This is a genomic window from Nostoc sp., assembly GCF_036916735.1.
Lineage (GTDB): Bacteria > Cyanobacteriota > Cyanobacteriia > Cyanobacteriales > Nostocaceae > Nostoc.
This window is the reverse complement of the sequence record NZ_JBALFV010000108.1, coordinates 244947-268792: the sequence shown is the minus strand read 5'-3', so window position 1 is coordinate 268792 and position 23846 is coordinate 244947. Positions and strand designations below refer to the sequence as shown.

The following is a 23846-nucleotide window of genomic DNA, read 5'->3' as shown; positions in this document are numbered from 1 at the left end:
CTGGCGCTTTACAACACAGGATGCGAGAGTCAAGTTGCGTTCTCTCTACCCTAACCCAGCAAATTAAGCTTGCCGCGCTAGTAGGTTGGGTTGAGGGACTAAACCCAACATCTCAAAGTCTTGTAATTGTTGGGTAACACTAAAGTTCAACCCAATCTATGCATCTGTTTCATTTTTTTCTGGAATTGGTATCACACTTGGTTTTGTTGTCTAGCTCTAAGCTGTTGAATTGCTTTGGAAGCCTGTCATTGTGAACGCGAGTGCGTGTGGTACAGAGGAGGAACGACGTTCACAAGTGCGTGGTGCAGACAAGCGATGGCAAAAACTACGGGATATTTAATGATTTGGCTGACTGGGCAGTTGAGTCATTCCAAATTTGATTGAATTGATCTGGTGACAAAGACTGTAAAATACTGAGATTAAATGGCTCTTTACTGATAAATGTGGCATAGGAAGGCTGCAAATAAGAACGGTATTCAGGGCGGTTAAGAAGATGGGTTTCCAAAAAAGCTACGCTGAGGGCGTTGAGATAAGAATAAACAGGGGCACGATCATCGGGGCCCAGCAAGGCAGATGGCACAGGTAAGACATCACTTCCAGAAGTAGTTTCTCCGATCGCCGAAAAGTGGGTAGCGTTTTCGATCAAAGCTAGGTACTTATTAGAGTTAGAAAGCCAGGTAAAGGGGCGAATCTGCTCAGATACAGGTGGAGCAAAAATATCTTGACTACCTGCTACAAGCATTACCGGAATTTTAATTTGGCTCACTCCGCTTTGACCCAAAACTAAGCTATCAATTGGATTAATCGCCATGATTACCTTGATGCGATCATCTTTGAGTTCGTAATTTCTTAAGGGTAATTTCTTTGCTTCACACTGCAACAAGAGCGACAAATTAAAGTATGAATAATTAGGATTACAGTTTTGCCTCAGTTGGTTAAAGTTAATATTTGCTCCTGCTAGAGCCAAGACAGTATAACCACCAAGGGACTGACCGATCGCGCCAACTTGCTGAAAATTGAGTTTTCCTTGGAGAGTGGGATCGGATTTGTTCAGACGTTCGAGTTCATTGAGGAGATATTTGATATCCAAAGGTCGGTTGATAAATTCTGCTGGGCCTGGCGGCCCTGCTAAACCCGCAAAATATTGTTGAAAGCGTTCGGCATTACTACCAGGGTGTTCCAGTACAGCAACAGCAAAACCATAGGATGCTAGATGTTCAGCCAGATAGACAAAGGTAGAGCGGTCTGAGGCAATGCCATGAGAAATTACAATTAGGGGAAAGGGAGGCGAAGACAGTTCTTTAGTGCTTTGTGAACTGCCTTCCGGCAGATAGATATCCACGGGGAGACGGCGTGAGCGAGAAAAGTCATTTAGCTCGAAGGTTTTTTTCTGCCAGCGAAATTTTCCTGGTGATCGCAAATCTGGCTGTTTTGAGAAGTCAATTTTGGAATTCGCTGCTTGAGCGATCGCTTCTTTTTGGAGAGAGGCAACAACTTCATCCCTTTTTTTGAGCAATTGTGACAAGTCATCAACTATCTTTAACCCCCCTGTAAAATTCACCCGCACAGTATTGCTCGGAAATTTCCGCAGCAAATTCACAACCGTTAAACCTTCTCGATCAGCAGCAGCCAAAATCAAAGAGGCACGTATGGCAAAGAAGCCATTCTGTCGAGACTCAGTGAGGAGTAATTCTCCCAGCTGTTTCACTACTTCTTCGCCTATAGGTGAGTAAGTAACTTGAGATACTAATGTAGGAGTGACATTGAACCTTTGCTGAAGCAGATCCCGCAGTTGAGCGAGTTGTTGGGGCGTAGCACGGCTAGCATAAAATGAAAAATCTTGATCGATTTTGCCTTTTTTAGCAAAAGTCTCCAGTGAGTCCACAGACAAGTAGAATTCGCCAAAGGGAGGGTAATAAAAGCTAATGCGTTCAGCTCCCAATCCAGGGGTTGCAGTCAAAAACGTAGATAGAAAACCTAAACCCAGGTATCTTAGAAATTTTTTCATTAGAAAAACCCACTGTCTAACCCTGCCAGACAAGTTTAAGCAGGGAGGAAAGCGGGGCGGGATCTATAACCGCTTTCCTGTTTACTTGGTTTAGATATATCAAACAGCTTATAAGCACAAGAAAGCAAGTATTTACAACCCTAGTTTCTCATATACGCTTTAAGGGAACTCCAAAAAATAAATTATCCAATTTCTGAACTTCACTACGATTTTCCCTCCCCCTGCCCCCTGCTTCTAAAACGATAGGATATTTTTTTATTTGGAAGTCCCTAAATCCCTACTTTCAAAGCGAGGTATGTACCGATGACCAATGACAAATAACAAACACATAAGTAACAAATTTTTCAGCAAAATAGCATAAATAGGGCGATAATATATATAGAGATCAAAATATTTTATATGTCCTTCTCCTCCAGCCCCTGTTGTGTTGTCGTCCTCAATCAACAACAAGAGCAAAATATCTCTCACCAAAACCAGTGCCAGGATGTGCCAGTTAACTCAAGCAAGAGCATGGTTAAAAGTTGCACTGTAGTTGAAAATGGTCGGGTTGTCGTTAAACCCTTACAAGCTCCTGTCAATCACACTGTGGAGTAACTTTCAGGCATTTCAACTGTTTTCATCTAAAGGTAAAACATCGTGGAAGCGGTTGTAATCAATGTAGCGATCTCCACTAGGTGTGTGATGAAAGATATCGACAAATCGATTATTCCACAAAATCTCATTAGCACCATAAGTATGACGGGCATGAACAACCTGTGCAACCGTTTCATCAATGCCACTCAAAGAGACAATCATTGTAGTATTTGTCTGCGTTAACGATTCTGGTGTCATCCCATATAAAGGACTAAACTCATCAATGACATGCATTATTGACCAGCTTAACGTAAAGCTAGGTGTTTGGTTGCTTACGAGTTGGAGGTCGTAGAACCGACGCATGAATTGCCCTTCTGAGGTTACATCGTCGCGCATTAAGTAGACTCGCATCTGCGCCTCCAGAATCGTATTACGACGCTGATTAGCGCTGCGAAATATGAGAGTCGGCATTGCATTATGAGGTGTAATCACTGCTACCCGACTAAAAAGCACACGGGCTGTAGGTCGGGAAAATCGAGCAAAAGCTAGTCCCGTCATCACAGCAATTCCCACCAAACCAATCATTGCTTCGATGGTGACAATAATGTTGGCGTAAGTTGTTTTAGGATACATTGCCCCATAGCCGATGGATGCTAGGGTTTGCACGCTAAAGAAAAAGACATCTAAAAAAGAGCCAGGTCGGGCGTTGGCAATACAATCTCCTCCTATCAAGTAAGCTAAGGCAAATAGAGCATTAATAGTTACATAGAAAGTACAGATCAGGATCAGAAAGCCAGTCCAGGGAATCGTTAGCAGCAAATGGTAAGGATCGCGCCAATAAGAATGCCATGCACCCATACCCATAATCTCGAACTTTCCATCTCGAACTTTAATCCGAATAGGTGGAATCAGACGCTGTTTTTTCTTCGGTAAAAGTCTCTTGAGTCGAAATTTCATTGCAAGTAGCCAAAAGAACGGCAACTGCTTAGTATTTTGACATTCTACTTACCCGCAAGGGAACGGAAATTTCAACTTTCTTTTCTTAAATTAGCAAAAAAATAGGGTGTGCAATGCCCACCCTAACAATCAGCGAGAAACTAACTTATTTTTCAGGGTTTAGTTGCTGAGCTTTAGAACAGCGGTCAAACCACTCCTGATATTTTTTTTGGTGTGACTCATCTTCAACAGCAATGGTCACTCGCACCTGCTGACAACCGTGATCTTGCTCTAGTGCGATCGCATTCAACAATAAACTAGCAGTTTTAGGTGAGCTAAATTCACCACTTACCATTAAACCACTGCCAAAATGCGGAACTTCAGGTCTTTCTACTTCGGTTAAGTCAATGCCAGAAATTTCATCTTCTCCTAAATGAATTTCTGCAAGTTGTTTATGTTCTGGGCTAATTTGTTCCACAATCAACTTTTCACACCGGACAGGAACTTGTATCATCCGGGTTACGATTTCTTTGCGAACAATCACCTCACCAACTTTCCGCTTACTGCTTTCAACAACTAGTCGTTCTTCTAGTAAACTAATAATCTGTTCTTCAGTAGCCTCATCTAAATTTACTGGCTCAACTGGGCTATTTGTAGTTTGATTCACTAATTGCTCAGTTGAGTTTTCTGATAGTGTGCGTAGATTCGTAGCAGCTTGCCGATAGGCATCGCCTGGTGTTTCTGTTTCTAAATATTCAGGCATATATTCGATTTCTGATTGATTTAAGTCTATGAAAACAGATTTAGTCGGCTTATCTATTTTTTTTATTCTCTGGCTCTGCAACCGAAATAAATAAGGATGTTTTTTAGCTAACTGCTGACCATATTCTAAAGTTTCTTGATTCACCTGGTTAGATATAACTAGGTTTAATCGACGATTAGCATCCACAATTAAATCATAAACTATTCCTACTAGCTGACCTTGCTGATCGAATACAGTAAAGTCTTTCACCTTCTTTTTTAAATCTTTTAATGAGGTGCTAGTTTGAGAGTCAGATTTTGCCTGTCCAATGTTTTTTGTCATCGGTTGGCTATTCATAGTGCAAAATTTATGAACTGTTTTTTAGTTAACTAAATTAAATGCATCAATTATCTAAATACCATTTAGAATAATGTTTGCGATAGATGTATTTATTTAACTCATATTCAGAGAAATATTCGCAATCCAAAATCTAAAGTTATATTAGTTATTTGAAGCACAGGTAAAGCTAATTTTATAGCCTCACCTGTACTGTTTGTAACTGTGTCGAATTAATTATTAGTCATTAGTTGTTAACTAATGACTCTGTTATTTAACGTTCTTCAACGGGAAGATTACCAGAATTAATATCTAATTCTTCGCGACGCACAGTTTCTTGAGTTTCAACTGTGTCTTGATCAACTACTTTTCTAACTCTGACTTCTTCACGCAAAAATGCTTCTTTGCGAATTTCAGGAGTTTCTTCATGGATTTCTATACGAGCAACTTCGCCTTCACGGAAGTCTGCTTCACGCCCAGAAACTGCAGTACCTGCATCGGCTGGAGTTACACGCTCAATCACAACTCGCTCTCTTTCTATTGGCACTGCAACCCGTGCAGTATCAGTCTCAACGTGCTTACCAATGGTTACTTCTCCAGTTTTTTGGCGGCGTTTACTAGCAATCAGCCGTTCTTCATACAATCTCAGAGTTTGATTATCTTGCTCATTTAATCCAAATAAAGAAGGCTCTTGTTCGTAATTGTAGCTATCACGATTATAAGTTGGTGTAACCGGCTGCTGATAGGTTGTATCTATTAGTGGTGTCGCTTCTAATGGTAATAATGGATCTACTGTTAATAATGGATCTACAGGTTGAACGTAGTCGGCGGGTTGGCGATATACCCCACGTACCCTTTCTTCATAATCATAATCAAGCGTTTGACGCTCATTGAATTCAGGTAAATCTTCTGCTTGTTCTCTAGTCAAGCCAATTGTGTAGACGCGATCAACGTTATAGTCGATACGGGCACGACCAATTGGTAGTAACACTTTTTTACCAAAAATCCAGAAGCCTAAATCAACAACTAGATAGCGGAAATGACCTTCTTCATCCACTAAAACATCGCTGACTGTACCAACTTTTTCATCCGTTCCTTGTGTATAAACCCCAAGTCCATTAATATCGTGACCTTCAAATGTATCGCGGTAGTTAGGCTCAAAATCTTGTAATTTGTAAAGAACCATAATATTTTCCTCAAAAATTTTCTCTGCATCTCCTATTGACTAGGTTATGACATTTAATTAATTTTTTACCTCTTTCTGGCGAATGAATTATTTCAAAAGTTCAATTATCAAAAGTTATAGATATTTTTTTATGCTTACAGAGTAAACAAATTTCACATTTTTATATAATTATTTATGAAATGTAACCTTTTTTAAAGCGTTAGATTCCCGATTTCTCTAAGAAGTCGAGAATCTTGTTTTTAATAAAAAACCCTGGCAGAGATAAAAATTAACTTTGCCTGCATGATTATTTCAGATAAATCTACCAAACAAAGTTCTTGACCAGCTACTTAAATATGTTCATGTGTAGTTGTACCATGTTCCTGCACATGTAAATTACCTTCAGTATCAACATCTAATTCTTCTCGACGAATAGTTTCTTGTGCTTCTACAGTGTCCTGTTCTACTACTTTCTTAACTCTGACTTCTTCACGCACAAAAGCTTCTTTACGTATCTCAGGCTTTTCTTCGTAGACTTCTATGCGTGCTACTTCCCCTTCTTGAAACTTAAGTTCATTGGAATCTAAGGTATTGCCTGCTTCTGTTGGCACAAGTCGCTCAATTATCACTCGTTCTTTTTGAATAGGTACTGTAACGCTTGCAGTTTCTGTTTCAATATGTTTACCAACTGTTACTTCTCCAGTTTTGATGCGGTTTTTGCTGGCAATTAATCGTTCTTCATAGAGTTTAAAAGTTTGATTATCTTGATTATTCAACCCGTATAAAGCTGGTTCTGCTTCGTAATTATATGTATTGCGATCATAAGTTACACCGCTACTTGGAGAACGAAATACACTACGAACATTTTCTTCGTAATCATGATCAACGACCATGTTTTCTCTGTACTCGACTAAACCTTCTACTTGGTGTTTGCTTAATCCATCAACATAGACACGTTTTGCAGGATAGTCTATCCGGGAAAGACCAATTGGTAGTAAGATTTTTTTACCCAAAAAATCTGAGCTTGTCTCAATAACTAAATACCGGAAATGACCATGGTCATCAACTAAAACATCTGCCACTGAGCCAACTCTGTCTCCTCCTTCAGTGTAAAGAACCAGAGCTTTAACGTCGTCTCCGCCAAAAGTTTCTCGATAGTTAGGGTCAAAATGTTCAAGTTTGTGAAGAGGCATACGCTTTTTCCAGTTTATTTAAAAGGTTTGTTTTGTAGTATAAAAAAGATTCTGGTCAGTTTCCTCCTGCTGGCGACTGAATTACAAGTAAGATATTTTATAGTTTATAGTTACATAGTTCATACTTTATGAGTTAAACATTAAGTTAAACACTCCGGGTCAATACTGCCTAACAATACTGGGTTCCCCTGCGGGATCTCGCTACGTTCTTAACCCAACCTACATTGGAGTTATTTTTTAGTCTTAACCTAACAGTATTGGATTCCAGGTAATCAATAGGAGTATAACTAAAGTGATAAAAAGCTATGTATCATGCAGGTAGAAAAAAGTGTTAGTAAAAATGCTTGAATAGAATTAAGTTAACGTTTTAATCTTTTTAAGATCCCTCCAACCTCCCTTTTTGAGACTTATCATTACCAACATCGGCGTTGCAGAACAGTGAGATGCCTTGGGGCAAGCTGACGTTGCAGGGGAGACAAGGGGAGAATTTTGGAAGTTGCTAAATCATCCCGCAACTATGCAACGCCCCAACATTAAATAAATCTTTCGTTTTGTTGCTAAAAAATGTGGGCAATGACAAGCCTAAACTCAAAGATATTGGATCATATCATTGTTCACACAACCTGAAAACTAAAGCTAAGACTTGCCCAATTATTCACATCCAAGATATATGAGTCGGCTGCTGTACCGTTCATCTCCGGTTTGAGGGCGCTGGCGTTATGCAAGTCTTGTAGCAAGGCTTGTGCAACGTCTAAGGGATTCAACAATGCACCAATCGGCTGTTCTTCGGCTGTGGAATACTTAACAGTACTTAAGGCGGCGAGAGTTTCGTTAAAAGGGGCGGTACTAAAAATTAGTTGTTGTTCGTAAAAGCAAGTTGGCCCTGAAATCAGCCATTCGGAAGCACTATTAGTTTGGGGTAGGGTAAGGGTTTCACCTGGGGGGATGACGATTTGTTTGAGCAGGGGCTTGGTGTCAGCAGTGTTTGCTTGTTGAGCGGTTTCCCAAGAGTAGAAAGCAACTGCTGTATGATTATTGTTTAATCCCAGTAAGATTAAATATACTGAGCGATCGCTCTGGTTTTCTATTCGATATTGCATTCGGCTACCGATAGGCACAATGGCACTGGGGAGAGACGCGATTAATCGCGTATGTAGTAATTTTTTTGTCGAAGTTTCAGGTTTGAAAGTTCGTATTGTTTGACGCTGCATCACCACCTGTGGCGATATACCGCTAATTATTTCTAAGGTGGCCTTGAGAGGCAAGCGGGAAGAACCTTCATTTTCTGTAAGTCGCCATAACTTGGCTGCAAACAGGGTTGATAATTTAGGTGCTAATCTTTGGGCTGTTAATTTTACTGCTTCTCCTACTTCCCCGGCGGTATTGGGAATTAGCTCGCCACCAAGAGAAAATAGACCATAACGACTAGGAATTTCCTGGAGCTTGGCAAATAGATAATCAGCTGGTTTTTCTCCTGCTGTTACGGTGGAAACATGGGAAAATCCAGCAAAAGCACTTGTCGCATCTACCCGCTCAATTCTTTCTAATCGAGTATCCAAAGCTATTGTTAAATTAATATTTCGCGGTAAAACCCGGACTGCTTCTTGGACGAGTTGTCCGACTTGTAGGGGATTTGCACCTTCAATTTTGGTAATTTGCGCTTTTGCTGTTAATCCAGTGCGCGATCGCAATACTAATTGCTCTGTTGTTGCTAAGGTGAATCGAGAATTAACTCCGTAGTATAGCAGCACTTGTGGAGGTAATCCTGCCAACCACAGATAAACTGTTTTACCATCTTCTTCAATAGCACTCACCACGCCTTCTGCACCAATAATATTGTCTGGAAAAGCTAACGCCAAACTTAACCCCCCAGCCTCCTTCCCTACAAGGGAAGGGGGAGAATTCAAAGCCTCTTTCCTTTGAGGAGAGAGGTTTTCCAGATTCTCTGGTTGCTGTTTACTACCCAATTTGTATAGAGAACTTTCTATATACCAGAGGGCGACTTGAATTTTGGTAGGTGGGGTGAATTCCCACAAATACTGTGTCAAGGCGTAGGTAAATAACCCGGCACTAAAACCAGAAAAGAGTCTTTCTCTTGCTGGCTGGTTTGCTTCTGAGGTAGCTGCTAAAACAATCGGAGTGCTAGCTAACTTCTGAGTTTTAAGTTGTTTGAGAAAGTCCAGTTCCTCTGCTGCTAGCTTTGCTACTGATTCGTCAAGGGCGCGAATTTTAAATCCTAAGACTGTGCTAGGAGCATAATAGCTAGTATCCAATACTGCTGTTACTCGGTCTGTGGGGAGCGATCGCAATAATAGCAATAGAGTTTCTTCTAATATATAGTTGACTATTTTTTCATTTTCTGTTTTCTGAGCCACATTAGCTGGCACCAGAGCATTTTGCATTGTATCTGGTGATGTTTCCAATTTGACACGGCTGCCATAGCCGCTAAAGTGGAAGACGACAAGATCATCCGGTTTAGCTTGCTTGCCCAAGTGATCCAAAAAAGCTGCCTCAATGAATTCCCTGCTAGCTTGTTCCTCAGTTAAGGTTAAAATATCTGATCCTTGGAAACCAAAGCGGTGAATCAAAAGTTCCCTTTGTAATTCCACATCTGTCAGACAACCACTGAGGGCTGGAATTTGTGGGTATTGGTTAATACCTATTAACAATGCCAACTTGCGCGGACTGGGTTGTGCCAAAGCCTGATAATAGCGATTTCCCAAAGTCAACCACTCAGCTTCAGTTACTCCCAATACCGCGAATATTGAGCCAATTCTATGTAAAAACGTGCGCCGTTCCATAATTAGCTATCAGCCCTCAGCCATCAGTTAGCAGCTTACAGGGCTGAACTCTGTATTGTAAAGTTATAAAATTGTGGGGAGTGGGGCAGATCAGGGGAGCAGGGAGTAAAGAAGGAAATAGGGTACAGATTATTCCCTATAACCTGTCACCTGTCACCTTTCCCCTAATCCCCATGCCCAATGCCCGATGCCTTAAACTGATACTTCTATCCGCATTGCCCGTGCCAACTCTGCCGCCACCTCTGGACGGGAAAATTCTGGTGGAGGTAATTCACCGCGCCGCAGCATTTCTCGGACTTTTGTCCCCGATAGATGGATGCGTTCTTCTGGCTTGCTGGGACTAGTTTTAGACGTTGCCATCTGCTTAGTGCGCGTGCAGTAGAAAGCGTGTTCAAATTTCATGGGCACAATGCCCAATTCACTTGGGGCAAATTCATCAAAGATGTATTGAGCATCGTAAGTGCCATAATAGTCACCAACGCCAGCATGATCCCGTCCGACGATAAAGTGAGTACAGCCATAGTTTTTACGGACTAAAGCATGGAATATAGCCTCACGAGGCCCAGCATAGCGCATTGCAGCTGGATTAATTGCCAAAATTACCCGGTCTAAAGGGTAGTAGTGTTCCAGCAAAATTTCATAGCAACGCATCCGCACATCAGCAGCAATATCGTCTTCTTTTGTCGCCCCGACTAATGGGTGCAAAAATAGACCATCAACGATTTCTAAGCCGCACTTTTGAATATATTCATGAGCGCGATGGATGGGGTTGCGAGTTTGAAAACCAACGATGGTTTTCCAACCCTTGTCTCTAAATAGTTGCCGTGAAGCAGCTGGATCAATTTGATAAGTGGGAAACTGGGGATGAGGTTCGCGTTGCAACAACCAAATATCGCCCGCCAGATGTACAGTACCTTGGTTATAGAGTACCTGCACGCCTGGATGTTTAACATCATCAGTGCGGTAGACATTTATTGCTTCGCGGGTTTTGTCGTAGTTATATTTTTGGCTAAGTTGTAAAACCCCAATAAATTCACCTCTGAAGTTATCCAGACGGATTAAGCCGCCTTCTGGCAACGGGGAAGCTACTTCTTCGCTTACCGATAGTGTAATCGGGATTGACCACACAAGACCGTTGGCTAATCGCATTTCTCTAACAGTGCGATCATAGTCTTCTTGGTTCATAAAACCCGTGAGTGGACTAAAAGCACCGATCGCAATCATTTCTAGATCAGAAACGGCGCGATCATCTAGTTGCACTCGCGGCAAAAAGTCAGCTTTTGAGAGAAACTCTGCTCTTTGTTCTGGTGTGGCGATACGGTTAACCAACTGTCCACCGTGTGGGGCTATGGCATCTGGATTGTGACTCACGTAATCCCCTCTTTGTATTAACTGTTATTGTTTCAGATTATGTACTAACTTATCAAATACTGGTATGTAGAGAAAAATAGTTTGGGTACTTGTACTCGCTTGCGAAGCCGATGAAATTGCCGCTATCATTCTAATTGCTTGGGGAAAGTTAATACATTAAGACTAAAGTTTTTAGTACAAACCTTTAATTATTTACGCCGTTTTCTTATAATTTGTCACACTTTCAGGTGCAGGCAGTTTAGAGGATGTTTGAGAAGTTAAAAATGTCATGCTGGGAGCGATAGCCAAGTGTTGCATTTCATCAACCCACGATAAATTGCGATTTTTCGTTTCACTTCGTTATGCTCAGAATGACAAATTACACCTTTCATACACTTTTCAGACATCCTCTAAGAAAGGACTCTAACGGCAACACGCTCCTTGAGTGGAACATTTTGAGTAAACCAGGGTTCACCCATTGGTCCGTATTGGGCGTATTCAAATAGTTCTTGAGTTTCTTGAGTTCCATTGATTCCAATCCATTGAAATTTTTTCTCGCAAGCCAGAGCAAATTCGTAAAACGCTTTTAACTCATGTTCCTCAAATCCAGGATATCCGATCAGCTCGTCGAAAACGATTATTGAACCTTCTGTGAGTTTTTCTCCTAAATAAGAGAAGATAGTTTTAGTTGATGAATAAAGATCGCAATCAATATGTAACAAAGATATATACTGCTGGGTGTGAGCAGCAATAAACTGAGGAATAGTATCTTCAAAAAGACCTTTTATGAGAGTCGCATTGCTTTTTACCTGGGGTAATTCTTGTTGCTTGAAAGCTCCTTTAGGTAATCCAGGACGCCAATCAAATGGTAATCCCTCAAAACTGTCAAACCCATAAACAGTTCCTTGTAACCGATACTCACAGATTAGATTGAGGGTGTGTCCGCTACCAACACCAAACTCTAACCAAAGACCATCTTGATTAACAAGCTTCTCCTGCAAGACATATTGAAGAGGTGAGATTGGCAACTGCATTTCTGGAAGAATACAACAGCTATCTTCCACAAATCTGTTGAAGTCCTGATGAAAATTAATAATGTTCTGCATGTTTTCTTATTTTTTAGTAATTTCTCTCAAAAAGTATACTATACCTGCGATGACGGAACTAGAAACTAACGTATGTGCGAATTAATACGAATCGTGGAAAGTTGCCTTTGAACAGTATTTGAGCCATTCCTTGCCTTCTTCCCCCAAGCGCATTTCTGCATAGCTTGGGAGCGGGGTGGCTCTGGTCAAAGAAAAACGTTGCAATTTCTCTTAATCTCTATCAAGGATTGAAACATAGTAAACGTTGTTGCCTTCAGAAAGCGATGTATTGCAATTTCTCTTAATCCCTATTAGGAATTGAAACAGTTGTTGATATATTAACTAACGATGTATGGTGGGGTAGTTGTGCAGGGCAAACACATCTAACATATAAATATAGTACGTGTATACTAAATGAGGGATAAAGGCAGCGATCGCGTGTGGAATGAAGAATAAGCAATGGGGCATTGATGGTAAAACAACAGTGGAAACTCGTTATTTTATCAGTAGCATTGAAGTTATCTATGTCATTTTGAAATGTTCCTTAGTTTTTATTAATAAATTAAGATGCGTTCGCCCTGATCCTATGCCATGAGCTAAGGAATTCAGTTACAAAGGCTAGAAAAATTCATCATGGGTTAGATGACATCATCTTGAAAATAAGTAAAATTACATACTGGTGAATCCGTCAAAATCCTTTTGTAATGGAGTGTCGAAATGACATTAGCCAGTCCTCCACAAACAAAGCCTTTAACAGATGAAGAATTACATAAGATAAACGCCTACTGGCGTGCAGCTAACTACCTTTCGGTTGGGCAGATATATCTACTCGACAATCCGCTATTGAGAGAACCGCTAAAGCTGGAACACATCAAACCCAGGCTGTTGGGTCACTGGGGAACTACACCAGGACTGAACTTTATCTATGTTCACCTGAATCGGGTGATTAAAAAATATGACCTCAACACAATATATATTGCTGGCCCTGGTCATGGAGGCCCTGGACTGGTAGCCAATACTTACCTAGAAGGTACTTACACAAAGTACTATCACAACATCTCCCAGGATGCTGAGGGAATGAAGAAACTCTTCAAACAATTCTCTTTCCCTGGTGGTATTCCCAGCCACGTTGCACCGGAAACTCCTGGTTCCATCCACGAAGGGGGGGAATTAGGTTATGCTCTCGTCCACGCTTTTGGTGCTGCCTTTGATAACCCTGACTTGATCGTTGCTGCTGTCGTGGGTGACGGCGAAGCCGAAACAGGTGCTTTAGCAACTAGCTGGCATTCCAACAAGTTTCTTAACCCCGTGCATGATGGGGCTGTACTTCCAATCCTCCACTTGAATGGGTATAAAATTGCTAACCCAACAGTACTGGCACGAATCAGTCATGAGGAATTAGAAAGCTTATTTGTAGGCTACGGCTACAAGCCGTACTTTGTAGAAGGTGACGATCCCGCAGATGTCCATCAGCAGATGGCGGCGACTCTAGATATAGCGATCGCCGAAATTCAAAGCATCCAAAGGGAAGCCCGCGTACATGGTTTCACCGAACGTCCCCAATGGCCAATGATTGTCATGAAAACCCCCAAAGGTTGGACAGGGCCAAAGGAAGTAGATGGCAAAAAAACTGAAGGTTCTTGGCGATCGCACCAAGTTCCCTTTGGCAACATAGCCAAACAGCCAGAACATCTCAAACTCCTAGAAGATTGGATGAAGAGTTACAACCCAGAAGAACTCTTCGACGCTAACGGCACACTAATTCCCGAACTAGCAGAATTGCCTCCCAAAGGGCATCGACGCATGGGTGATAATCCCCACGCTAACGGCGGTCTTTTGCTGTGTGACCTGAAGATGCCCAACTTTCAAGACTATGCCGTAAATGTTCTCAAACCAGGGCAAGCGATCGCAGAGGCTACCCAAGTTGCCGGAACTTTCCTGCGGGATATCATGCAACTTAACCAGGAAACCCGCAACTTCCGCATTCTCGGCCCCGATGAAACGGTATCGAATCGCTTAAGCTCTGTGTTAGAAGTCACAGACCGAGATTGGGTAGCCCAGATTCTCCCAGAAGATGACCACCTTTCCCCCGACGGTCGGGTGATGGAAATTCTCAGCGAAACTTGTTGTCAAGGATGGTTAGAAGGCTACCTCCTCACAGGACGCCACGGGTTTTTCTCTTGCTACGAGGCCTTCATCCACATCATTGACTCAATGTTCAATCAACACGCCAAATGGTTGAAAACGACCAAACATATTCCCTGGCGTAAACCAATTGCTTCCCTCAATTACCTACTCACCTCTCACGTTTGGCGACAAGACCACAACGGTTTCTCTCACCAAGACCCTGGTTTTATTGACCATGTGGTTAATAAAAAAGCAGAAATAGTTCGCGTGTATTTGCCCCCCGATGCCAACACTCTGCTATCAGTAACTGACCATTGTTTAAGAAGCCGTAACTATGTCAACGTCATCGTTGCTGGAAAGCAACCAGCATTGCAATATCTCGACATGGATGCTGCTATCAAGCACTGCACCAAAGGCATCGGCATTTGGGAATGGGCAAGCAACGACCAAGACGGCGATCCAGATGTAGTGATGGCTTGTGCTGGAGATGTTCCCACCTTAGAAACCTTAGCGGCTGTAGACATCCTGCGCCAACACTTCCCAGATTTAAAGGTGCGGGTGGTAAATGTAGTCGATTTAATGACACTACAGCCAAAAAGCGAACATCCCCACGGTTTGAGCGAAAAAGACTTTGACACGATTTTCACTACAGATAAACACATTATCTTTGCCTTTCATGGCTATCCTTGGTTGATTCATCGCTTAACCTATCGCCACACCAACCACGATCAGATGCATGTGCGTGGCTACAAAGAAGAGGGAACTACCACCACGCCCTTTGATATGGTTGTTCTTAATGAGCTTGATCGCTTTCACCTAGTAATGGACGTAATTGATCGCGTACCCAAATTAGGATATAGGGCAGCTTATGTTAAGCAGCATCTGCAAGATAAGCTAATCGAACACAAGCACTACATTGAGAAATACGGCGACGATATGCCAGAAATTCGTGATTGGAAGTGGCCCTATTAAAAGGAGATAACAGAGACAAGGGAGATAAGGTAAAATTTTCTCCCTTGTCTTGTACATTTGTTTTGTACGCCTTATGTGAATTAAAAAGTCTCAAGTAATATCAAAGGTTTCAGCCTTAGCTTCAATTGTAAACTCTAGCCTTATAAGCGAGATTGCGTTGTTTCAGTCTTCAACTCACATAAGCCGTCTTGTTTATTTTTATACTGTAATTCTTATATAGAGCAATACGCTAAGGTTAAGGGAATTTATCTATTGAGGTAGCCCGTTCATGAATAAAGGGAAAGTTAAAATCTTGTCCATCCACCTCAGAACTGCGTTAATCCACCTTTGAACTGCGTTCATCCACCTTTGAACTGCGTTCATCCACCTTTGAACTGCGTTCATCCACCTTTGAACTGGATTCATCCACCTTTGAACTGCGTTCATCCACCTTTGAACTGGATTCATCCACCTTTGAACTGGATTCATCCACCTTTGAACTCCGTTAATCCACCTTTGAACTCCGTTAATCCACCTTTGAACTGGATTCATCCACCTCAGAACTCCGTTAATCCACCTTTGAACTCCGTTAATCCACCTTTGAACTGGATTCATCCACCTTTGAACTGCGTTCATCCACCTTTGAACTGGATTCATCCACCTTTGAACTCCGTTAATCCACCTTTGAACTGGATTCATCCACCTCAGAACTCCGTTAATCCACCTTTGAACTGGATTCATCCACCTCAGAACTCCGTTAATCCACCTTTGAACTCCGTTCATCCACCTCAGAACTTCAAACTCCTAACTCTCAACTCCCCATTCCTTACTTCCCACTTCACAGCCTTTTGAATTAGTCGAGTAATAGTGACCCCTAAAAGCATTTGCATAAATTTTTAACCTTGCAGTAAAAAGTACTTTAAGTTACTTAATCCACCAAACGCTACCCATTTTCATGGTTAGCGCTAAGATAGCTATGTATTTTTTGGAAGTATAAATATGGCTCAGAATTTTTATGTAAATCCAGTATCAGGCAAAGATACCAACCCAGGTACTCAACAAGCCTCCTTCAAAACCATTACGCAAGCCCTTAAGGTATCTACAGATAACACCAAGATTCAACTAGCAGAAGGTAATTACAATGCTGCTAGCGGTGAAATCTTTCCGCTAACAGTTCCGTCTGGTGTAACTGTGGTGGGTAATGAAACCAATAAAGGCAATGGTATTTTGATTGAAGGGAGTGGTAGCTATTTGAGCCGTACTTTTGCTGCTCAGAATGTCACATTTGTGCTAATGGATAAAGCTGAAGTGCGGGGAGTGACTGTAACAAATTTAGCAAGTCGTGGTAGTGGTGTCTGGATTGAATCAACTGCCCCTACTGTTGCTAATAGTACCTTCACCAAGTGTAAGCGAGAGGGGGTATTTACTACAGGCGAAGCTAATCCAGTTATTCAAGGTAATGTGTTCAGTGAGAATGCAGCCAATGGAATTGCGATCGCTAAAAATTCCAAAGGTCAAATTCTAGATAATACCTGCTTAAAAACAGGTTTTGGCATTGCCATTAGTGATACTGCATCACCCACCCTTCGAGATAACAAAACTTCTGAAAACCGTTCTGGAATTGTCATCTCTGGCAGCGCTCGTCCTGTCTTGCGTAACAATGTCTGCGAAAATAACACTGACGATGGTATCACAGTAATCGGAACTGCCCTACCGGATATCGGCAGTGCCAAGAACTTAGGAGGCAATACTCTACGCAATAATGGTAAATTTAATTTGCAAAATGCCAGTTCTAACAAGTTGGTTTCTGTGGGAAATAAAATAGATACGTCTAAAGTCGCAGGAAATGTAGAGTTTGCAGATAGTTCGGTTGCAACACCTACTTCCCCTACCACACCAACACCTACTTCCCCTACCACACCAACACCTACTTCCCCTACCACACCAACACCTATTTCCTCTACCACACCAACACCTATTTCCTCTACCACACCAACACCTATTTCCTCTACCACACCAACACCTACTTCCCCTACCACACCAACACCTACGCCCACTATAGAATTAACCGATATTGCGAATCATTGGGCAGGTGGGTTTATTCGGGAATTAGTCAAATTGGGGATAGTTAATGGTTTTCCCGATCGCACATTTAAACCGGATGCTACAATGACACGGGCGCAATATGCCGCATTACTGGTAAAAGCTTTCAACCCACCGTCAAACCGTCCTGCGATCAAATTCAAAGATGTACCAGCAGACTTCTGGGCATCCAAGGTAATTCAACAGGCATATCAAGGTTCATTTCTCTCTGGTTTTCCTGACAATACCTTTGCCCCCAATAAAAATATCCAGCGCGTGCAAGTGATTGTCTCCCTAGTGAATGGATTAGGGTTATCTGCTGATAGTCCAACCGTTACCAAAACTTTTGATGACCAAGCAAAGATTCCTGAATATGCTAAGGATGAGGTAGTAAAAGCTATAAACAAGGGGATTATCGTCAATTACCCGAACCTCAGACAACTCAATCCTACCCGCGATGCTACACGCGCTGAGGTAACGGTGATGGTATACCAAGCTTTGGTGGATGCTGGTCGTGTAGCTGCAATTGAATCGCCTTATATTGTTGCTTAATTGATAAAATAATTTATTTTGCAAAATTGCATGATTTTTGTAGGGGTAATTGATTAATTACCTCTACAAAAAGGGTTCTAAATTATAGACACAAATTCATACTTAATTTCAAAAAGGTGGTTTTTAGTTTCTACTCGAACGGAGGCAAATTATTCGGGTCAATACCCTGAGATTGCAAATAAGCAATCAGGCGTTCTTTTTGTTGGTGTTCTTGTTCGGCGCGTTGGCGTTCTTGTTCGGTGCGTTGGCGTTCTTGTTCAGCACGTTGGCGTTCTTGTTCAATCTGTTCCACAGACCACGGTAATAAATTACTAGCTTGATCCCACCAGCGTAACCAATAACCAGTTCGCGCTTCTTTTGTTCCTTGCCAAGTTCCCAAAAATAAGCCCATTACATCAATCCAATGACGACCATTTTCGTCAGGTTGTTTTAACTCATAACGTTTATTTTCCAGTTGATAATATTCTAATAAACCGCCATCTGGTTCAAAAACTATGTAGATGGGAATTTGCAAAATTTGCTCATAGAAAAACCATTTTCCTGGTGGATAAGCTCGCTTTACCGAATATTCTCCACCTTCAGTATCCGATAGAAATTCGATAGCGATCGCTGGGATATCTCCTTCTAAATTGGGTGTATAACTTTTGCGATTACCCACAACTTGATTAACCGATGGCACATAAACCCAGTCAGGTGCTTTGGCAATAAATTGGCCGTTGATTGTAGCACAAAGACCAAAGTTGGAAGCTATCAACATTTGGGGTTGGATGAATCCACTGATTTCTAAGCTTTCACGCAAAGCACCAGCCAAAAGTGGCTGACTTGTATTCTCCACTGGTTCATCCTCTAGTTTAAAATCCTTGGGCAAGGCTGACCAAGAAATTACCAGTTCAGTTTGGGATTTGGCTTCACTGAGTTGGGTTGCCATAAACACAATATGAATTTATTTTTGATCTTATCGCTTCTAAGACGGTATGAAGGCTATATCAGTCTGTCGGTGATAAAGTGGCAAAATGTGCTAGCGTACGCGATTTATCCTATTCCTTAGTAGTAAACCATTGTAGTGGCAAAAATTTCATAATATTTGTTACAGTTTTTAAGGTTTTTAATTCTGGTATATCTGGTTTTAATTTTTCTGCGATCGCTAATTTTTGTTCAGCTTGTGCAGGTTGAAAATTATATAAATAAACAAAAGCTAAATAAACCCATGTGTAAGGATTTTGAGCATCATATTTAGTTAATTCTTTTAAATTTTGGATTAGTTCTGGAACTTGGCGCTGTAAAAGTTGTGATAAGACTAAAGTGTAACGCCAATTTAAGTTATTTGGCTCTGTTTGCAGATAATAATTAGCCGCAAAATCAATTTGTTTTAAATAATCTTGAGTAGGATCGTATTGATTGAAATGAGCTATCTGTACAAATATATTATTTAATTTACCTTGTTGTAACTCTTGTGCTAGCTGTGAAGTTCGGGTAACTAAATCTAAAGCTGGCGATTTTTCTACTGTTCCTACATCTGTCACATTTACGGTAATATTTGGAATATTTAAAGATGTGGTTTTGTTGTTTCTTCTATCCAAATATAGTGCTGATAGCTGATATTTTCCTAGTGGTAGTATTTTAGGAATAAATGTAGATAAGGCTTCCTTGACTCGGAAAGTTCCTTTGGGATGACATTTTAGGCCACAGTATAAATTACCTAAGCCAATGGCATGATCGTGATACCAAGATGATTGGCTATTTTGCCATCTTAACAGTAAGATACCATTTTGTAAATCATCCCATAAACCTGTTATTTCATAGTTAACAGGATTTTTTTTATCTAAAATTAATTGCTGAGAAATTACTACTTTTTCTAGATTAATTACAGATTCAGTGTTATTTATTTTTTCAACAGTTACAGGAGGATTTTTGCAGTTATATAATCGCATTTTCTCTTCATGAGGTAATATCCAATCGCCCTGTAATTTTAAATCACTAGAAGATTCGACTAAAGATTTTAATTTTCGTTTAGTCTCTCCACTTTCTCCAGGTCTATATGGTTCATTATCTCTAGTAATATACCAACAAAAGTATTGTAAATCTTGCTCTACCTGAGATAATTTAGTTGTTAATTTTCTGCCGGATACGCGAAAATCTGCTAATGCACCAAAATAATTTAAAGTAAATTCATTTATCTGAGGTGTAGAAACAGGAATTACTCCTAAATTCGACCTTAAATATAAATTTGTTTCGTTAATTTTATCTATCAGTTTCTCTAAAGGATATTTTTGAGCATCATTATTAGGTAAATGTTTACCACCCCATGCTTGAATTAGGGGTAATGGAAACAAATTATTTAGTAAAACTATGCTACTTAATATCAGAGTCGCTAATCTCAGTCTATCAAAATATGTATTTTCAATTAAGTTGAATAAATCAGCCAAGATTAAACTAATTATCGGAAAACATGGGAGAATAAATCTAATGTCTTTATTTGTACCCAAAGAGCAAATTATATAGCTACTTACTAAGGTAACTAATAACCAAATTCGAGCCGATTTATGGAGATTGACTGAAATTAAATCAGTAGAAAATCGATATTTAATCAGGTAAACCAATAAAATGCCAATACTGACAGCTAATATTGGTAACCCAACGCTTTCTGGAATCATCTGTGGATAGTATAACCATCCAGCAATAGTTGTAGCAGAGGGATCGCCCTCACTTTTTCCGACTTGATTAGCGTTTAATGCCGATGTAATAATTGTTAACCAATTTAAGCCATACCAAAAACTACAAATTAACCAAGCTATCATCAAAGATAAGCAAGCTTGAATTAGCTTGATAAACTTGCGTTTTCTAATAAAACTAATTAATGTCCAAATACTAGGAACTAAAATAAAAATAAAACCTGTAGGTTTAGACAACAAGATTAAACCTATTCCTCCGCCCCAAATGATAGTTAATCCCCATGATAAAAATCCAATATAACTATCTTTCCAAATTGTCAAAACTGTAAAAGTTACTATAACAATTGCTGTCAAACCATAATCTATTAAATAATCTGTTCGAATGATTCCCAAAACAGGAAATAACAGACAAAATATGCTGGCAGTTATGCTAATTTTTCGATTTTTAAATAAAAATTCACCTAAATGATATACTGAAACTATAATCATCGCAGTATACAATAAGTTGACCAAACTTGCTTGGTCATATCCACGTCCAAACAACATCAAAAATGGGACAGTGCAAATATATACAAAAGGAGCGCGATAACTTGGAGTTAATTCCCACAGAGATAACCACCAATTTCCTGAGAATATATTGAAGTTTTGAAAAATTCTATAATGATGTAATGCTGTGGTTAAATGTGCGCTTTGATCGTAAGCTGGAATCGATTCATCTAAGAAAAACCAAGCTCTATCTATAGCTAATGCTATCAACCAAATTATGAAGAGGATGATATAATTTTTTCGATGCTGAGAATGGTCAAAATCACTCATATTTACTTGCTCAAGAAGAAAGTTTAACCAATTATATATCTCTCATGTATCGCCATTTCACTAATGATCGCCAGCGCCAGAGAAAACAAAAAGGATTCCAGCACTGGGTATCGGCTCCTTTAAACACAATCGCTGCCGTTTGGTAGTTTGTAAAATACTGACTTAGTATTGTTTCCTGTTATGCTTGTACACCTACTGTATTTTCTGGTAGTCTTGTTCAAAAATCAAAATAGAAACGTGAGGTTTAAATAGATGAAAACTGTTGTAATCAATAAAGCGATACCTACGGTAAGCTACGCTAACGCATGATGGCGAATATGATCTTCAATAAAACTGGCAATAAAATAATAACTGTGGTCATAGCCTTCTTGATAACGCAAGTTTAGCGGTTGGTTAACATCTGCACAAGCTTGCTCAAACACTTCAGGCATTAATTGTTCAGCTAAAAATTTATCAGCAGTTCCTTGGTCAATTAAAATCGAACTGTGATATCCTACTTTTTTGACTAATTCACTAGCATCATAAGCACGCCAACTTTCTTGATTATTGCCAAGATAGCCACTAAAAGCCTTTTGCCCCCAAGGACAATGTATAGGTGCAGTGATAGGTGCAAAAGCTGATACTGATTTGTAAAGTTCTGGGTTTCTCATCGCACAGACAAGCGCCCCATGTCCCCCCATCGAATGACCGAAAATACCTTGTTTTTCAGGTTGCGTGGGGAAGTTTGCAGTGATTAAAGCAGGTAATTCCTGAACGACATAACTATACATTTGATAGTTTTTACACCACGGTTCTTCTGTAGCATCGACATAAAAGCCCGCACCTGTGCCAAAATCCCAGTCATCATCCTCACCTGCAATGCCAGTATTACGCGGACTCGTATCTGGTGCAACTAATATTAAACCATACTCAGCCGCCAAGCGCTGCACTCCCGCCTTAACCATAAAATTTTCTTCTGTGGAACTTAACCCAGAGAGAAAATAGAGAATCGGCACAGGTTTTTTAGTTGCTTGTGGTGGTTGATAGACAGCAAAGCGCATTTCACCGTTACAGGTTGAGGAAGAATGACTATAAAAGCCGAGTTTGCCACCAAAGCTTTTATATTCGTAAAGGAGATTGAGGTTAGACATTGGTTGTATCTTCAATCCTTGAGCGATCGCCACAGAAAGATTATTTTACCGTGAACTACCTTGTAATTAACATGCTATAGTGATTGCACAAGATGCCGCAATTGCAATTGCTTGAAGAATCGAAACCAAATTGCAATCGTTGCTTGGCGATTCATTGCAAGTTTTATATCGTTCTAGAATAATTCCTTTAACTGCAACACGGGCAACAACTTCCTCTATCAGTTGCCATACTTCTACTGGTGTAAATTGTGAATTGCTGTCAATTAATACATCATCATGCCAATGTCCACCAACAAAATGTAATTGTACGATGCGATCGCACGGTAATTATTGCAAAAAGTCATGGACATCATAGCCGATCCAATTCACTCAGATAATATTCTTCTTTCTCCCCCAACTAAGAGCTAAGTGTTCCTCTGTTTACACACCGATAGGATCTTGTTTTGTTGGAAGTTCCTTATGCTTCCTTAGCGCTACTACTTAACTCTCTCAATCAACCCTACGACTAGGTAACTTAGTCCCGCACCTTTTACAAAACCCAGCTTCTACGTCATGGAAAGCCAAACCACAACCTGAACAAACTGTTTCTACCTGATTAGCAGTTTTCACAACTCGCTTAATTAAATCTCCCACTTGCCAAGGAATCAAGGCAATCCCTGTAAAAATCATCAAGACTGTTAGCAAGCGCCCTAATTCAGAAATTGGAATAACATCGCCAAATCCTACAGTTGTCATTGTGACAACAGAGAAATAGAATGCATCCAAAAACGTACTGTAATTTTGAGGATTAACCGAATGTTCGACTTGATAAATTAAACCAGAATAAATAAAAACAATTGCAAATAATGTAAATAATATTCGTGTAAAAATCACCCCATCTTCGGTGCTAATAGTGGCGAATAGAAATTTTCTATCTATCAATCTGATTAATCGTAAAATCCGAAACCATCGCAGTAAGCGGATAAAGCTAATATCCACCATTCCTAGAAAGAATGGTAAGATCGCTATTAAGTCAATAATCGAATAAAAACTAAAAATATACTTAATTTTATTTTCTGCACTCCACAGACGCAGTGAATATTCTACCCCGAAGATGATGACGATCGCAGTATCGAATAAATGCAATTGAAACCGCACAGAATCAGGAATATTATAAGTTTCTGCCACAAAAATTCCTGATGATACTAGCACCATAGCAGCAAGTGTTAAATTAATCGCTTTACCTATTGGTGTTTCCAGGTCTTTTAAGTAGAATTCTGTTTCTTGTCTGCTCAGTAACATATTCGACCATTAACTAATCTTAATTCCTACTTATAGCATTAGAAAT

General features: G+C 40.3%; 16 protein-coding genes and 1 pseudogene. 4 read left to right on the top strand and 13 right to left on the bottom strand.

The features are described 5' to 3' along the window. Window positions 1-325 precede the first annotated feature (325 nt). Window positions 326-2008 carry an alpha/beta hydrolase gene (locus tag V7L20_RS27520; protein WP_334747114.1) on the bottom strand — a complete coding sequence of 561 codons (1683 nt, stop codon included), beginning with the start codon at window positions 2006-2008 and terminating at the stop codon, window positions 326-328. Between the two features lie 399 nt (window positions 2009-2407). Between V7L20_RS27520 and V7L20_RS27515 the strand changes: the two genes are divergently transcribed. Next, entirely contained in the window at window positions 2408-2602 is a 195-nt protein-coding gene (locus tag V7L20_RS27515) for a hypothetical protein (protein ID WP_334747113.1), read from the top strand. 12 nt (window positions 2603-2614) lie between these two features. Here the strand turns inward: V7L20_RS27515 and V7L20_RS27510 are convergent, their stop codons facing one another. The 7 genes from V7L20_RS27510 to V7L20_RS27480 all read right to left on the bottom strand — a co-directional run bounded on the left by V7L20_RS27510 (window position 2615) and on the right by V7L20_RS27480 (window position 12210). Beyond that, on the bottom strand, window positions 2615-3538 hold the full coding sequence (locus V7L20_RS27510; protein ID WP_334747112.1) for an ion channel: 924 nt from the start codon (window positions 3536-3538) through the stop codon (window positions 2615-2617). 145 nt (window positions 3539-3683) lie between these two features. Next, window positions 3684-4601, bottom strand: a complete 918-nt coding sequence (locus V7L20_RS27505) for a YsnF/AvaK domain-containing protein (RefSeq protein WP_334747111.1) — start codon at window positions 4599-4601, stop codon at window positions 3684-3686. A 268-nt stretch (window positions 4602-4869) separates the two neighbouring features. Next, complete coding sequence (locus tag V7L20_RS27500) at window positions 4870-5781, bottom strand: DUF2382 domain-containing protein (RefSeq protein ID WP_334747110.1); 912 nt, start codon at window positions 5779-5781, stop codon at window positions 4870-4872. Between the two features lie 329 nt (window positions 5782-6110). After that, window positions 6111-6953 carry a DUF2382 domain-containing protein gene (locus tag V7L20_RS27495; protein ID WP_334747109.1) on the bottom strand — a complete coding sequence of 281 codons (843 nt, stop codon included), beginning with the start codon at window positions 6951-6953 and terminating at the stop codon, window positions 6111-6113. A gap of 614 nt (window positions 6954-7567) precedes the next feature. Continuing rightward, a complete protein-coding gene (locus V7L20_RS27490; protein ID WP_334747108.1) occupies window positions 7568-9754 on the bottom strand; it encodes a caspase family protein in 2187 nt (728 codons plus the stop codon). Window positions 9755-9946: 192 nt separating this feature from the next. Then, the gene (gene sat / locus V7L20_RS27485; protein WP_334747107.1) at window positions 9947-11125 is read right to left on the bottom strand and encodes a sulfate adenylyltransferase; all 1179 of its coding nucleotides are present in this window, start codon (window positions 11123-11125) and stop codon (window positions 9947-9949) included. 389 nt (window positions 11126-11514) lie between these two features. Continuing rightward, window positions 11515-12210, bottom strand: coding sequence for a class I SAM-dependent methyltransferase (locus V7L20_RS27480; RefSeq protein ID WP_334747106.1), 696 nt, complete (start codon window positions 12208-12210; stop codon window positions 11515-11517). A gap of 696 nt (window positions 12211-12906) precedes the next feature. Here V7L20_RS27480 and V7L20_RS27475 point away from each other — a divergent pair. From V7L20_RS27475 to V7L20_RS27465, 3 genes are all read left to right on the top strand, one after another. Beyond that, the gene (locus tag V7L20_RS27475; protein WP_334747105.1) at window positions 12907-15288 is read left to right on the top strand and encodes a phosphoketolase family protein; all 2382 of its coding nucleotides are present in this window, start codon (window positions 12907-12909) and stop codon (window positions 15286-15288) included. A gap of 327 nt (window positions 15289-15615) precedes the next feature. Then, complete coding sequence (locus V7L20_RS27470) at window positions 15616-16119, top strand: hypothetical protein (protein WP_334747104.1); 504 nt, start codon at window positions 15616-15618, stop codon at window positions 16117-16119. Window positions 16120-16266: 147 nt separating this feature from the next. Next, entirely contained in the window at window positions 16267-17901 is a 1635-nt protein-coding gene (locus V7L20_RS27465) for a DUF1565 domain-containing protein (protein ID WP_334747103.1), read from the top strand. Between the two features lie 130 nt (window positions 17902-18031). Here the strand turns inward: V7L20_RS27465 and V7L20_RS27460 are convergent, their stop codons facing one another. From V7L20_RS27460 to V7L20_RS27440, 5 genes and pseudogenes are all read right to left on the bottom strand, one after another. Then, window positions 18032-18829: a Uma2 family endonuclease gene (locus tag V7L20_RS27460; RefSeq protein WP_334747102.1), complete on the bottom strand. Its 798-nt coding sequence runs from the start codon at window positions 18827-18829 to the stop codon at window positions 18032-18034. Window positions 18830-18938: 109 nt separating this feature from the next. Continuing rightward, a complete protein-coding gene (locus V7L20_RS27455) occupies window positions 18939-21389 on the bottom strand; it encodes a hypothetical protein (protein ID WP_334747101.1) in 2451 nt (816 codons plus the stop codon). Between the two features lie 293 nt (window positions 21390-21682). Then, the gene (gene fghA / locus V7L20_RS27450) at window positions 21683-22519 is read right to left on the bottom strand and encodes an S-formylglutathione hydrolase (RefSeq protein WP_334747100.1); all 837 of its coding nucleotides are present in this window, start codon (window positions 22517-22519) and stop codon (window positions 21683-21685) included. Between the two features lie 66 nt (window positions 22520-22585). Continuing rightward, window positions 22586-22834 (bottom strand): annotated as a pseudogene (locus tag V7L20_RS27445) (multinuclear nonheme iron-dependent oxidase); the annotation flags it as partial. A gap of 174 nt (window positions 22835-23008) precedes the next feature. Beyond that, complete coding sequence (locus V7L20_RS27440) at window positions 23009-23800, bottom strand: ion transporter (RefSeq protein ID WP_334747099.1); 792 nt, start codon at window positions 23798-23800, stop codon at window positions 23009-23011. Window positions 23801-23846 lie beyond the last annotated feature (46 nt).

Coding starts and splice junctions, on each gene's coding strand:
- V7L20_RS27520 (WP_334747114.1), bottom strand. CDS start 2,008: ATGAAAAAATTTCTAAGATACCTGGGTTTAGGTTTTCTATCTACGTTT.
- V7L20_RS27515 (WP_334747113.1), top strand. CDS start 2,408: ATGTCCTTCTCCTCCAGCCCCTGTTGTGTTGTCGTCCTCAATCAACAA.
- V7L20_RS27510 (WP_334747112.1), bottom strand. CDS start 3,538: ATGAAATTTCGACTCAAGAGACTTTTACCGAAGAAAAAACAGCGTCTG.
- V7L20_RS27505 (WP_334747111.1), bottom strand. CDS start 4,601: ATGACAAAAAACATTGGACAGGCAAAATCTGACTCTCAAACTAGCACC.
- V7L20_RS27500 (WP_334747110.1), bottom strand. CDS start 5,781: ATGGTTCTTTACAAATTACAAGATTTTGAGCCTAACTACCGCGATACA.
- V7L20_RS27495 (WP_334747109.1), bottom strand. CDS start 6,953: ATGCCTCTTCACAAACTTGAACATTTTGACCCTAACTATCGAGAAACT.
- V7L20_RS27490 (WP_334747108.1), bottom strand. CDS start 9,754: ATGGAACGGCGCACGTTTTTACATAGAATTGGCTCAATATTCGCGGTA.
- V7L20_RS27480 (WP_334747106.1), bottom strand. CDS start 12,210: ATGCAGAACATTATTAATTTTCATCAGGACTTCAACAGATTTGTGGAA.
- V7L20_RS27475 (WP_334747105.1), top strand. CDS start 12,907: ATGACATTAGCCAGTCCTCCACAAACAAAGCCTTTAACAGATGAAGAA.
- V7L20_RS27465 (WP_334747103.1), top strand. CDS start 16,267: ATGGCTCAGAATTTTTATGTAAATCCAGTATCAGGCAAAGATACCAAC.
- V7L20_RS27460 (WP_334747102.1), bottom strand. CDS start 18,829: ATGGCAACCCAACTCAGTGAAGCCAAATCCCAAACTGAACTGGTAATT.
- V7L20_RS27455 (WP_334747101.1), bottom strand. CDS start 21,389: ATGAGTGATTTTGACCATTCTCAGCATCGAAAAAATTATATCATCCTC.
- fghA (WP_334747100.1), bottom strand. CDS start 22,519: ATGTCTAACCTCAATCTCCTTTACGAATATAAAAGCTTTGGTGGCAAA.
- V7L20_RS27440 (WP_334747099.1), bottom strand. CDS start 23,800: ATGTTACTGAGCAGACAAGAAACAGAATTCTACTTAAAAGACCTGGAA.